The organism is Dokdonella sp. (assembly GCF_036518555.1).
Taxonomy (GTDB): domain Bacteria; phylum Pseudomonadota; class Gammaproteobacteria; order Xanthomonadales; family Rhodanobacteraceae; genus Dokdonella_A.
The window spans coordinates 1-12,847 of sequence record NZ_DATDMY010000025.1 but is presented as its reverse complement, the minus strand read 5'-3'; the positions used below and the strand labels follow the sequence as shown (position 1 = coordinate 12,847).

Below are 12,847 nucleotides of genomic sequence, written 5' to 3'. Positions count from 1 at the left end.
CGTGAACGCGTCCTCGACGCGATGGGCGATCCGGGAGCCTGGGTTCACATCGCCGCGCATGGCACGGCGGATCCACGACGAATTGGTTACGCAGGGTTCTGGCTCGACCCGCCGTCGGCGGGGGGCGACCCGGTTTTCATTAGTTGGCTCGATGTGCTCGGTCGAGGCGCGAAAGCCGGGCTCGTGGTACTCGACGCGTGTCAGCTCGGCAAGGGCGGGAGTGGCCCCGATGGAAGCTTCGGATTCGCCAGCGCCGTGTCGGAAGCCGGTGCGAATCAGGTTGTCGCCTCGCTATGGGCCGTGAGTGATGCCGCCTCGACAGCGTGGACACGTGCGTTCTACTCCAGCCTCGCCGCAAGCCCCGATCGCGACTCGGTCGAAGCGCTGCGAGTCGCACAACAGGAACTGCGGCGCTCTCGCATGTTCCGGCATCCGTTCTATTGGGCAGGCTGGCGCAGCTTCAGCCGGATCGCCATTTCAAACCCGATGCGAGCGCTCGCATCGGGCGACGAAGCACGCGCTACGGCGACGCCGCAACGATCGCCCGGTCCGGCGCGGGTCAAACGCGTCCTGTCACCGGCACCAACGCCCCCGTGACAGTCGCGCCCTCATCCGACACGAGGAACAGGATCACATCCGCGAGCTGCTCCGGCTTCACCCATCTGCCAAAATCCGCCTTCGGCATGTCCGCTCGGTTCGGTGGCGTGTCGATGATGCTCGGCAGGATCGCGTTGACGGTGATGTTGGCGTCCTTGAGTTCTTCGGCGAGCGCTTCGGTGAGGCGCAGCACGCCGGCCTTCGATGCGGTGTAGGCGCCCATGCCGGCGCCGGCCTTCAGCGCCGCATTGGCGCCGATGTTGACGATGCGGCCTGCGCTGGACTTCTTGAGGTGCGGCAACGCGGCCTTGCTCGCGGCGGCGGCGGTGCGCACGTTGATGCGATAGAGCAGGTCCCAGGTATCGAGGCTACCGTCGGCGAGCGTTTCCCAGCGGAATGCGCCCGCGATGTTGACGAGCGCGTCGAGGCCGCCGAGCGCGTGCGCCGCGGCGTCGATCGCCTTGCGCGCGCCGTCGCCGTCGGCGATATCGGCGCCGCCGATCGCGACGATGCCCGCGTCAGCAAGGCCCGCGGGCGCGGCGTCGGCGCGGTCGATTGCAGCGACCTTCGCACCGGCCGCGGCGGCGACGCGCGCGACCGCTGCGCCGAGCGTGCCGAAACCGCCGGTGATCGCGATGCGCTTGCCTTGCACGTTCATGAAACCTCCTGCTCCGAATCGGGAACGAACATCATAGTCGAGCGCGCCTCGATGCGGCGTCGCAGCAGCGGCGGCGGCGACGGTTAAGGCGCGATTGAGGCGGGCGGGACTAGCGTGGCCTCGCGAAGTTCCCGTCCGGGCAAACGGGCGACGAGGAGACAGCAGCCGTGAAATTCCGCCAGGTATTCTGCGCCAGCGATTACGCGACCGCCCAGGCCGCGATGCTCGCCGCGCGTGCGGCCGGCGCCGACGACGAAGACATCTCGCTGATCGCGCGCGCCGACATCGAGATGCAGCGCCTGCCGAGCGAGCGCCTCGACACTTCGACCGACATGCTGCCGTCGGCACTGCGCGGGTCGTGCCTCGGTGCCGGCCTAGGCGTGGCTGGCGCGCTCGTCGCACTGCTGATCCCCGCGGTCGAAATGAACGTCGCGGGTGCGGCGCTCGTCGTGCTCGTCGGCGCGATGGTCGGCGCGTGGAGCGCGGCCCTCGTCGGCTCGACCGTCCCCAACCACGTGCGCCGCAAGTTCGAGCGCGAGATCGACGCCGGCAACATCCTCGTCGTCGTCGACGACCAGCGCGAGCACGAAGCGCAGGTGCGCGATGCGGTGCGCCGTGCGGGCGCGACGCCGCTGCCGTTTCACGATGCGTCCGTGCTGAACTGATCGCGCACGCGCAGGAATCGCTTCGAGGCGACTTCGATCGCGACCGCGTCTGGGGACGCCCTCCGGTCGGAGTCCGCCTCCTTCTACGGCGTGCGCGAGCGCTCGATCGCGCCGCGCACGAGCCGCGCGAGCACGCGTTCGCCGATCGACGCGGGCGTCGCGAGCCCAAGCCGCGCGAGCAGCTCGGCGTCCTCTGCCCTCCCGCCCGGCGCCACCAGTGCGCCGATCAGCGACGGCCAGCGTCGCGCATCGCCCACGCGGGACTTGAGCCACATCAACGCCGGCAACAGGCGCTGCTCGGTCGCGTCGAAATCGCTGCCGAACGGGAACAGCGGCAGCAGCCCCGCGGCCTTCGTCGCGCGCAGCCGGTCGGCGAGTCCTTCCGGCGTGTTCGCACGCCACGCATCGGGCACGCGGAAATCGCGCGGCAGCTTGCCGTTGCGGATCGCGGCAGCGGCGAGTTCGTCGACGAAACGCGCGTCAGCTATCGCGAGCATCGCGCGTACGCAGGCTTCGTCAGAGCGCCCGCGCAGGTCCGCGATACCGTATTCCGTCACGTAGATGTCGCGCAGGTGGCGCGGGATCGTCGTGTGGCCGTAGCTCCAGCGGATGTTCGATTCGAGCGCGCGACCGTTCTTGCGTGTCGCGCGGAACAGCAGTACCGAACGACCGCCCGCGATCGCGTGCGCCATCGCGACGAAGTTGTACTGGCCGCCGACGCCGCTGACGACGCGTCCATCCTCGAGCGCATCCGACGCGGCCGCGCCGAGCAGGGTGACGATCATGCAGGTATTGAAGAAGCGCGCATCGCGACGCTGCAGCGCGTCGAGCCGCTCGCGCCCGCCGTAGAGCTGGTTCACGTCCGACACCGGGCTCATCTCGAGGCCCGCGTAGTCGTCGCCGTCGAGGTTGCGCAGCCAGGCATAGAAGTCCTTCGAGCCGAGATAGAACGCGCCCTTGAGGTAGTGCCCGCCGCGCAGCTTCGCCGGATCGACCGCGCGGCCCTCGGCGAGCGCGTGCTCGACGTCGATGTCGTCATAAACGCGGCGCACGAGGATGCCGGCCTCGCGCAGGTGCATGAAGCCATCCATGATCATCTCACTCGCGCCGTACAGGCCGCGCTCGAACGGCGCGAGGCCGCCCCAGCGTGCGACGAGCGCGTCGCCGTCGGCATTGCCGCCGCGCAGCGCGTCGATCGCCGCGCGGTAGTCGGCGTTGCGCTGATGCCTCAGCAGCAGCGCATGCACGATCGCGTCGGACAGCGCACCGATGCCGATCTGCAACGTGCCGCCGTCGCGCACGAGCGTGCTCGCGTACAGGCCGATCGCATACTCGGCGGGGTCGACCGCGTTGCGCGGCAGCGCGAACAACGGCTGCGCGGGCGTGCCGTCGTCGACGATGCCGTCGAAGAACGTCGGGCCGACTTCGGCCGCGCCGCCGAGAAACGGCAGCTCCGGATGCACGACCCCGATCATGAGCGGCCGCGCGTCGCCGCGCGCCGCGATCGCCGCGAGCACGTCGATCGTCACGTCCGGATTGCACGACAGGCTGTAGCGCACGTCGGCGCCGCTGCCGCGCGCGGCGACGAGCTGCACGATCGCGTGCAGGCCCGCGTGCTCGGCGAGCTCGCGCGCGACCGAGGTGTAGTTGATGCTCGCGTAATCGCGCTGCGCCTGCGCCGCATGCATCATCGCACCGGACTGGAAATAGAACTCCTGGATGCGCACGTTCGCCGGCACCCGGTTCGCCTTCATGTCCGCGACGTACGCGAGCCGCGGATAGTCCGGCCCGAACTGGCGCGCGAGGAACGGCCCGAGGAAACGCCGTTCCAGCTCGCTGCCCGCTTCGGGCAGGTCGAGCGATAGCGCCGTGTAGAGCGACAGCTGCCGCGCCGGCTCGGCCTTGAAGCGCGCGTAGAGCGCATTGAGCAGACGATTCGGCTTGCCGAGGCCGAGCGGCGCGGCGATGGCGACACGGCCGCCGCCGCGCTCGAGGATGGCACCGATCGCGCCATCCAGTGACAGGCGTGGAGTCTCGCTCATTGGCGGTCTCGGCGGACGGTGGGGCGCAGAGTACCGCAATCTGCGGGCGCGCGACCCGAGCCGATGTCGGTACCCGGTCCGCCGTCGACGCGCGGCGGCGCGAGGAGTCGCCGTGTCGAGTGGGACATTTCGCGCGCGGTGAAGTCCTTGGTAGTGGGCCACGAGGAAGCGCCGATGAGTTCGCGTCTGCTTGGACATGTGTTGCTGGCGACCCTGTGCGGGCTCGGCGGCTGTGCGTTGAAGACCTATGTCGTCGACGAGTCACAGATCGACTCGCTGACGTACTGCACCGTCGACGGCCCGCACGTGCCCGGCACCGACGAAAACAGGGGTTGGGGGCGCGTGCACGGGAAGGACGGTCGCGTCCTCTGGTCGCACTACGCGCTGGGTACCTTTGCCTGCCGCACTCAGGATGAGTGGGTGTGCCAGGCGCGCACCGGTCGCAAGGACTGCGCCGCGACGTCGCTCGAGCAGCAGCTCGCCGATGCGGCCGCTGCCGACAAGGCGCATCCGGGCATCGCGCTGCGTGCGCGCAACGAAACGCAGTCGGAGATGCTGCTGCAGGCCGATCGCCTGTGCGACCGCTATCTTGCTTCCGTCTTCGGGGAGCAGGCGGGCAACTCGCTCTGGATGGACGTCCTCGGTACGACGCTGAGCGGCGGTGCCACGCTCGCCAGCGGCAACAGCGCGCGCAACCTTTCCGCGGGAGCCGCATTGCTCGGCGCAACGAAGAGCCACATCAATGCCGACGTCTACCAGAACCAGATCGCCTCCGCGATCAACCTGCTCATCCGCAAGAAGCGCAACGCCGCGCGCAGCGTCATCCACAACAACCAGGGCTGCAGCGTCGCGCGCTATCCCGCCGCTGACGCGGTCACGGATGCGCTCGTCTACCACAACATGTGCTCGTTCGAGTATGGGCTCGGCGAACTCGTGCACGAAGCATCCGATACCTCGCCGGTGCGCGGGTCGGTTGCGACGCTGACCTTGCAGCGCCTGCAGAAGCAGCTCGCCGAGCTCGAGGCGCATCCGGCTGCCGCCGGCGACGCGGCCGCGAAGGCACGCTACGAGGCCGCACTCGCCGACCTCAGATCGCAGATTCGCGTCTACGAGGGGTTCGGCATCACGGCGCCCGCGAGCGCCCCTGCAGCGCCCGTCGTCGTGCCTGCACCCGCCGCCGCGCCGGTGCCCGCAGTTCCCGGAGGGGCGACGCCACCTCTCGCCGCGCAGCGCGCCACATCCAATGGTGACGGCGACTGCTCACCGCTGCCGGTCGTACCGCTGAGCGGGTGACTGGGGCGCTTCAGACGTCGTCGCCCAACCTGGCCGCCTGCGCAATGAGGTAGTCGCGCTCCGGCACGCTCGCGGTCTTCGCCGCCGCGGCGAGGTAGTGCGCGATGGCGCGATCGCGTTCGCCCGCGCGCTCGAGCAGGTGCGCGCGCACCGCGTCGAGCCGGTGGTGGCCGGCAATGCGCTTGTCGCGCGCGAGCGCGTCGAGGCGTTCGAGGCCGGCCGCGGGCCCGTGCACCATCGCGAGCGCGATCGCGTGGTTGAGCGCGACCATCGGGTTGTCGGCCAGCCGCAGCAGCACCGAGTACAGCGCGAGGATTTGCGGCCAGTCGGCCGCGTCGGCCGTCTCCGCTTCGTCGTGCACGGCGGCGATCGCGGCCTGTAGCGAGTAGGCGCCGACCGCGCCACGTGCGAGGGTCGCCGAGACCAGCGCAATGCCCTCGTCGATGAAAGCGCGGTTCCACAAGCGGCGATCCTGTTGGTCGAGCGGGATGAGTTCGCCCGTGGCACCGGTGCGCGCGGCGCGGCGCGCGTCGGTGAGCAGCATCAGCGCGAGCAGGCCGGCGACTTCGCCGTCGCGCGGCAGCAATGCGTGCACTTCGCGCGTGAGGCGGATCGCTTCGTCGGAGAGGTCGGCCCGCTTCAGTACGTCGCCGCTGCTCGTCGCATAGCCCTCGTTGAAGACAAGGTAGAGCGTGTGCAGCACGGCGTCGAGGCGCGCGGCGCGCTCGCTCGCGTCGGGCATCGCGAATGGCACTTCGGAGTCGCGTATCGTCTGCTTCGCGCGACTGATCCGCTGCGCCATCGTCGCTTCGGGCACGAGGAACGCGCGCGCGATCTCGGCCGTCGTGAGACCGCCGACCGCGCGCAGGGTCAGCGCGATTGCTGACGAGGTCGTCAGTGCCGGGTGGCAGCACATGAACAGCAGCACGAGCGTGTCGTCCGGATCCCCCGGAAAGTCATCGTCGCCGAACGCAGGTTCCTGCGCAGGCGCTTCCCACAGCGCGAGCAGCGTCTCGCGTTGCCGACGCGCGAGTTCGCTGCGCACGTGGTCGGTCATGCGCCGTCCCGCGACGTGGACGAGCCACGCACGCGGGTTATCGGGCATTCCTTCGCGGGGCCATTGCATCGCCGCCGCGAGCAACGCTTCCTGCACGGCGTCTTCCGACGCGGCGAAGTCGCCGTAGCGGCGCACGACCGCGCCGAGCACGTGCGGTGCGAGTTCGCGCAGCAGGTGCTCGACGCCGCCGCGCTGCATCACGCGTCGACCGGTGGCGCGCTCATCACCTGGCGCACTTCGATCGGCATGTTGAGCGGCACGCCGCCCTTGCCCGGCGCGGCCGACGCCTGCGCCGCGATCGCGTAGGCACGCGCAGTGCTGTCGACGTCGACGATCCAGAACCCGGCGAGAAACTCCTTCGCCTCCGCGAACGGCCCGTCGGTATCCGGCGTGCCGTCGCTGCGCGCGCGCACGAGCTTCGCTTCCTCCGGGCCCGCGAGCCCTTGCGCATCGACGAGTTCGCCGGCGGCTCTGAGCCTGGCGTTGAGGTCCATCATGAACTGGATGTGCGCCTGGATGTCCTTCGGCGGCCAGGTGCCGATGCCTGCGGTCGTCCAACCTTCTTTCGGCGCGTGCATCATGAGCATGTACTTCATCGACGTGTCTCCTCTCGAGCCGACCGCAACGGCCGACTTTCATGGGTAGGTCGGAGCCAGGCGCGGGTTCTCTACACGCCCGGAAGAAGAAATCTTCGGCACCCGAGGGTACGTCTCGACGACGGCAGCGTCCAACGCGAGTGCTCGCGGGTCCGCTCATGACGCGCCGATCTCTCCCGTCGATCACGACGACGCGCTTGTTCGTCCCGCGGTGAGACAGAGTGCATGTCCAGTCGCTCCTCCATCGTGGCGCGGGTCACGACGACCCTCGCCCACGCTCGGCCCCGGAGGGCGCCGGTGCTTGGCGCGGAACGGACCGACCCGACCAGCGATCGAGGAGACGTACATGCCGAGCACAGCGAACATCGCGGGGACGGAGCCCCCGGGGGGAGGCGTGGCGACATCGCCTGCGATGCCGGCCGACGCGTCGATCGTGCCGGAGGAGCAGTCGAAGCAACAACCCGAGCGGGAGTCGGTCGGTGTCGGCAAGGTCATGGAAGACGAGCGCAGCAAGCTCGGCCTCGAGCTGCACCAACAGGCGACTGCATTGTGCCTCTCAGGCGGCGGCATCCGCAGCGCGACGTTCTCACTCGGAGTGTTGCAGGGTCTCGCGAAGCTCGGGCGGCTGCGCACGTTCCACTACGTGTCTTCGGTGTCGGGCGGCAGCTACATTGCATTGTGGCTCGCAGCCTGGATCCGACGTAGTCCTGGCGGAATTGGGGATGTGGAGCGCGCGCTCGGCGATTCGATCGCCCATGGAGGCGACCGCGGACCGGTGCAGCGCTTGCGCGCGTACAGCAATTTCCTGAGCCCCGTGCACGGCCTCTCGGCAGATTCGGTCTCGGTGCTCGCGATCTGCGCGCGCAACCTGCTGCTGCACTGGACGATGATCCTGCCGATCGTGTTCGCCGTGCTGCTGCTCCCCCGCCTCCTGTACGCCACGCTGCTGCAGGACTCGGCGATCGCGACGGGCCCGTTCGCCATCCGGCTGTGGGCGATGGCCGTCGTCGCGTTCGCCGTCGCGATCGCATTCGCGTCGTACGATACATCGCGAAGCCCGCCGGTGCGGTCCGGCACGAAGAAGGTCTCCAGCTGGGTGACCGCGTTCTTCCTCGTGCCCGTGTTCATCGGATCGCTCGTCGTAGTGGTCGACGATCCGAGCTTGCGCAAGGACTTCGGCTGGACGCTCGCGCTGGTCATCATGGCCGGCGGTGCCGCGCTGCAGGCGGCGTGCGAAGTCGTCGGACGCTACGTGTTGGCTCGTGCATTCGGTACACGTGCGCCCGAGAGTACCGAGGCGACCCGACCCGGCGTGCTCGGTCTGCTCGCCGCCGCCGCCACCACCGGCGCGGTCGCGAGCGGTGCGGTGCTGGCCGCGCTCGCCGGCGCGCGCCACTTCTTTCCCGACGTCGCGCAGCGCACCACGCTGTGCTTCCCGCTCGTGCTCGCCGCGCTCGCCTTCTCCAATATCGTGCGCGCCGGCCTGTCGCAGCGCTGGACCGCCGAGGACGTGCGCGAATGGTGGGGCCGCGCGTCGGGCATCGTCGCGATGGTCGCGTTCGCGTGGCTCGCCTTGTCGCTGGTCGTCATCCAGGTGCCGAGCTGGCTTCTGCGCTGGGCCTCCACCTGGTCGGGCTGGACGGCCGGTATCGCCGGCGTGGGCAGCGTCGCGCTCGCCGTCGCCACCACGATGTTCGGCTTCTGGAGCAAGCACGGTTCCGAGGTCAAGGAGAAGGCGCTGGGTGTCGGACGCGCGCTCGGCTTGCGCACGATGGAAGTCGCGGCCGGCGCATCGGTGCTGGTGATCGCGGTCGCGCTCAGCCTGGTACTCGGCCTGTTCGCCACGAACGAGTGGTTCCGGCTCGACGCCGCGGCGATTCCGTCCACTGCTTGCACCTCGGCGCCGCGCGAAGCGCTGCGCGCGCATGCGCCGCCGATGAACGATCTGTCCTCGCTGCAGAAGCGCGAAGCCTGCACCGTGCTCACCGGCCTCGCTGCGTCGAAACCCGCGCTCTACTGCACGCAGGCAGCCACGATGTGCGGGGGCACGTGCCCCGCGCAGCCGCTGCCAGCCGCGTGCAATACGCTGGAGGCGCCGGCGAACAACGTTGCCGACATCAGCGCGGGCGCGGACACGCAGGCGTCCACGTCCGTGTCGCCGCCGACGTCCTGGTCCTCGCGCGCGTCGTCGAGCTTCCCGACCCGCATGGATGCGCGCGCGAACCTCGTCGACGAAACCGCGATCTTCCAGCAACTCGCCGCCGCCAATTTCGCGCTCGGCTGGCTCATCCGCCACGAGCAATCGCTGATGGACCGGGCAGATCGACTGCTACTGCTCGCGCTGGCGCTCGTCGCATTCGCCATCGGCGCGTCGTATCTGTTCGGCGCAAACGCGTTCTCGCTCAACGCGTTCTACGGCAACCGCCTCACGCGCGCCTATCTCGGCGCATCGCAGCCGAAGGGCAAGCAACATCCGCATCCATTCACTGGCTTCGACCTGAACGACAACCTGCCGCTGAAAGACCTAGCGCCCGTCGTGGACGGGCAGGGTGTCCGTCTGCTGCCGATCGTCAACACGGCGCTGAACCTACTTCAGCCTTCCGGGGATCGCCTCGAATGGCAGGAGCGCAAGGCGGAATCGTTCTTCATGACGCCGTATTACTGTGGCAGCAAGACGCTGGGCTTCGTGTCGACGGAGCATTATGCGAGCCGCGGAAGCGCAGGGCTTTCGGCCGGCCGTGCGATGGCGATCTCCGGCGCAGCCGCGTCCCCAGCCATGGGCTATCACTCCTCGCCGCTCGTCACCTTGCTGATGGCGTTCTTCAACGTGCGTCTTGGCTGGTGGATGCCGAATCCGGCACGGCAGAAGTTCTGGCGGAAAGAACCGCTGTTCGGCATTGGCCCGATCCTGTCGGAGATGCTCTCGAGCGTCAGCGATAAGCGCCGCTTCGTGTATCTGTCCGACGGCGGCCACTTCGAGAACCTCGGCCTCTACGAAATGGTGCGCCGTCGCTGCCGCACGATCCTCGTTGTCGACGCGGTCTGCGATGCGGATTACCAATACGAGGATCTCGAAGACGCGGTGCGAAAGATCCGTATCGACCTGGGCGTCCCGATCACGTTTGCCGACGGCCTGCTCACGCCCGAACGCGCGCGCGCGACCGGCTGCCACTACTGCACCGGCGCAATCGGCTACTCCGCACTCGGCGAGGGATGGGAGGACGGCCGCATCGTCTACATCAAGCCCGTGCTCAGCGGCGACGAGCCGGTCGACGTACGTCACTACGCCGAGACAACGCGCAGCGACGGTCGCGTGTTCCCGCAGCAACCGACGAGCGACCAGTTCTTCGACGAAGCGCAGTTCGAGTCGTATCGCGAGCTGGGTCTGCACAGCGTCATCCAGGCCTTCGCCGGTGCAGGGCGCGGGTGGCCGCGCGCGGTGCCGTTCAAGTCGATGTCGGCCGTATCCACCACGGGCGACGCTACGCTGCGCGATGCGCCGCTGCCGAAGTGGGCGCCGACGCCGCCATCGAAGGAATCCGCGTCCAGCGGCCTCCTCGGCGCGCTGACGACGCTGGGCCCGCTCGGCCAGGCGGCGATGGTCGCGTCGATCACCGCGGCCTTCACCGTCACGGGAACCGTCGCGCTCAAGGACGCGCACGTCACACTGAACGATGCGACCGTGAAGCTGGCGCCCGCGGAGGTCAACCTGAAGCGCGACGATCATCCGCTGCCGGTGACCATCGACGCCCGCGACGTCGCGACGGGGGTAGGCGCGTTCCTGCAGTCGACCGACCCGCAAGACCGCGCGACCCGCGAGGCACTCGCGACGGCGCTCGCAGCCCAGTTGTCCGCGATCAAGGTCAAGATCGATGTAAATGGGACTTTGATCGATCCGGCATTGATGGTGAAGATCCAGACGCTCATCGACGCGGGCAACGGCATCGTTGTCGACCTGAAGGATGCGTCGAAGGACCTGAAAACGGCTGGCGTCGTACTGCGTGGTCAGCTGAAGCCCGTTCTGGAGTCCGTCGCCAAGGCGATCGAGACGTCGAACGGCAAGGCGACGGCGCTCAACGAAGGATTGCAGCAAATCCGTCAAGCCATCAACAAGCTCGACGGCACGGTCGATCGCATTTCTCCGCGGCAGACAGTCAGAGGGAGCGGATCATGATCGCATTCAACCTCATTCCCCGTCTCGGCGTCGTTCCGATGCTGCTTTGCGCGTCCTGTGCATCGCTGCAAGGCGCGTGGTACTACCAGACGCCGGACCAAGCGAGGAGCGATCGGATCGCCGCGACGCAAGATGGCAGCAAGAACAACATCGCCCGCGACGCGGAGAGCGGCGCTGAGAGCGGACGTGGCGTGGCCGAAACATGCGACGACGCACGCCTGTACTTCGCCGTCGCCAACGACACGTCGAAACCGCTCATCGTCACGAAGGTCGAGATCAACGACGCAAATGCCGGGGACGTCGGGTGGATATGTGAAGGTCGTCAGAGCGTTCGCCGCGGACAACTCCTGGTACTGAAACTCCCCATCGATGGACAGGCGCGTTGCGCCTTGCCGCGCCGCGCATGGCTGTCGCAGGGCGAATCCGGGGAGCGCAAGCGAATCAGTGTCGCGGCCGGGATGCCGAGCGCGCTGCCTCGAGTCTGGCTGCAATGTCCCGTCGCCTTCGCTCGCTCATGCGGCGGCGGTTCCGAAACGCAAGAGCCTTTGCCGTGCCATGTGCTCCCGCCGGTTGAGGACAAGGCGCAGTAGCGAAAGAACGAAGCCTGGTTCCGGTGGGTGCTGCGGCCGCGCCCGCCGCGGCCTGCCTCGCGCCATGTTGTGCGAAGAATCCAATCGACTCGGACGGAGCGCCCGCACACGACGGTCGGAAGATTCCGTGCGATGGATCACGCATGCATGTGCGCACGGCGCACGGCGAACGGCGTCGACGCGAGCCTAGACTGCGTCGTCCGATTCCGGACCAAGGAGCCATGAAACATGCGGAAAGGTCATGCGATCGCGCTGGGATGCCTGGCGGCGATCGGTCATGCGGGTGCGGCACAAGTAGCGGACTACGCGTTCGACCACGATCTGCACAGCTCGATCCCCGGCGCGCCGGACCTCGTCGCGATCGGTACGGGCACGGCTTTCGCGAGCGAGAACGTGCTCGGCGAATCCGACAACGTATTCACGCACGCGGCCGACAGCGGCCTCGCGCTCGCGCCGATGTCGGCGCTGCTCGCCGAGCCGGGTGTCTACACGATCCTCATGCGCGTGCGCCACGACGAGGAGACGAATCGCCTCCACGTCAAATACATCGACTTCGCCGACGGCACCGACGACGCGGGCCTCTACGACACGGCCGGCACGCTGAATTTCTATCCGCTCGGCTCGGGCACGGTCTCGCTGATCAATCCCGGCTACGTCGACATCGCGATCACGCGCGATGCGGCGGGCACGCTGGCCGGCTACGTCAACGGCCTGCCGCAGTTCGTGCTCGACGACTCGATGAGCCTCGGCGGCGTCATCGACGGTTCCGAGACCCTGCGCTTCGTCGTCGACGACGAGGCCACGAGTGGCGACGAATCCGCCGCCGGCGCGGTCGCGCGCATCCGCATCTGGGACACGGCCCTGTCGCCGTCCGAGATCGCCGTTCTGTCCATCGACCGCATCTTCGGCGACGGATTCGACGGGGTCTAGCGGGGCGGCACCGTGCGCGCGGTCGCGATCTGCGGCCGACGTCTAGGCCGAATCGTCAGCAGTGTCCAACGGCGCCTGATGGTGCATCACGAGCAGCCAGCGGCCGTCGCCGCGTGCATAGGTCGAACTGCATTGGGCGACGTACGACGAATCGGGTCCGCCGCGGTCGGCGCGTGCCACGTACGCGAGCGCCACCGTCGCCGGGCCGCATCGAGCGGGTCGATGGCGGATCGGATGATACGACT

General features: G+C 68.6%; 11 protein-coding genes and 1 pseudogene. 7 read left to right on the top strand and 5 right to left on the bottom strand.

Going from position 1 to position 12,847, the window contains the following annotated elements; all coding sequences use genetic code 11:
- Nucleotides 1-597 (top strand): CHAT domain-containing protein (locus VI238_RS01645; protein WP_331647754.1); only part of this gene is annotated, 597 nt, incomplete at its 5' end.
- On the opposite strand, the gene VI238_RS01640 is transcribed toward VI238_RS01645, so the two are convergent.
- Nucleotides 560-1,255: an SDR family NAD(P)-dependent oxidoreductase gene (locus VI238_RS01640; protein ID WP_331647752.1), complete on the bottom strand. Its 696-nt coding sequence runs from the start codon at nt 1,253-1,255 to the stop codon at nt 560-562. The genes VI238_RS01645 and VI238_RS01640 overlap by 38 nt on opposite strands.
- Nucleotides 1,256-1,422: 167 nt before the next feature.
- Here VI238_RS01640 and VI238_RS01635 point away from each other — a divergent pair, with 167 nt between their 5' ends.
- Nucleotides 1,423-1,920 (top strand): hypothetical protein, encoded by a 498-nt coding sequence (locus VI238_RS01635; RefSeq protein WP_331647750.1) that lies wholly within the window; start codon nt 1,423-1,425, stop codon nt 1,918-1,920.
- An 83-nt stretch (nt 1,921-2,003) separates the two neighbouring features.
- Here the strand turns inward: VI238_RS01635 and VI238_RS01630 are convergent, their stop codons facing one another.
- The gene (locus VI238_RS01630; RefSeq protein WP_331647748.1) at nt 2,004-3,962 is read right to left on the bottom strand and encodes an acetyl-CoA hydrolase/transferase C-terminal domain-containing protein; all 1,959 of its coding nucleotides are present in this window, start codon (nt 3,960-3,962) and stop codon (nt 2,004-2,006) included.
- 174 nt (nt 3,963-4,136) lie between these two features.
- On the opposite strand from VI238_RS01630, the gene VI238_RS01625 reads away from it, so the two are divergent.
- The gene (locus tag VI238_RS01625) at nt 4,137-5,255 is read left to right on the top strand and encodes a hypothetical protein (RefSeq protein ID WP_331647746.1); all 1,119 of its coding nucleotides are present in this window, start codon (nt 4,137-4,139) and stop codon (nt 5,253-5,255) included.
- A 10-nt stretch (nt 5,256-5,265) separates the two neighbouring features.
- On the opposite strand, the gene VI238_RS01620 is transcribed toward VI238_RS01625, so the two are convergent.
- On the bottom strand, nt 5,266-6,510 hold the full coding sequence (locus VI238_RS01620) for an RNA polymerase sigma factor (protein WP_331647757.1): 1,245 nt from the start codon (nt 6,508-6,510) through the stop codon (nt 5,266-5,268).
- Entirely contained in the window at nt 6,510-6,908 is a 399-nt protein-coding gene (locus VI238_RS01615; protein ID WP_331647744.1) for a YciI family protein, read from the bottom strand. Before VI238_RS01615 ends, VI238_RS01620 begins: the two co-directional genes overlap by 1 nt.
- A gap of 346 nt (nt 6,909-7,254) precedes the next feature.
- Between VI238_RS01615 and VI238_RS18730 the strand changes: the two are divergent.
- The 4 genes and pseudogenes from VI238_RS18730 to VI238_RS01600 form a co-directional block, all read left to right on the top strand.
- Nucleotides 7,255-7,599, top strand: a pseudogene (locus tag VI238_RS18730) (patatin-like phospholipase family protein); the annotation flags it as partial.
- Nucleotides 7,600-8,274: 675 nt separating this feature from the next.
- Complete coding sequence (locus VI238_RS01610) at nt 8,275-11,082, top strand: hypothetical protein (RefSeq protein ID WP_331647742.1); 2,808 nt, start codon at nt 8,275-8,277, stop codon at nt 11,080-11,082.
- The gene (locus VI238_RS01605; protein ID WP_331647740.1) at nt 11,079-11,672 is read left to right on the top strand and encodes a hypothetical protein; all 594 of its coding nucleotides are present in this window, start codon (nt 11,079-11,081) and stop codon (nt 11,670-11,672) included. Before VI238_RS01610 ends, VI238_RS01605 begins: the two co-directional genes overlap by 4 nt.
- Before the next feature lie 228 nt (nt 11,673-11,900).
- Nucleotides 11,901-12,602 carry a LamG-like jellyroll fold domain-containing protein gene (locus VI238_RS01600; protein ID WP_331647738.1) on the top strand — a complete coding sequence of 234 codons (702 nt, stop codon included), beginning with the start codon at nt 11,901-11,903 and terminating at the stop codon, nt 12,600-12,602.
- A 42-nt stretch (nt 12,603-12,644) separates the two neighbouring features.
- Here VI238_RS01600 and VI238_RS01595 read toward each other — a convergent pair.
- Nucleotides 12,645-12,847 (bottom strand): hypothetical protein (locus tag VI238_RS01595; RefSeq protein ID WP_331647736.1); only part of this gene is annotated, 203 nt, incomplete at its 5' end.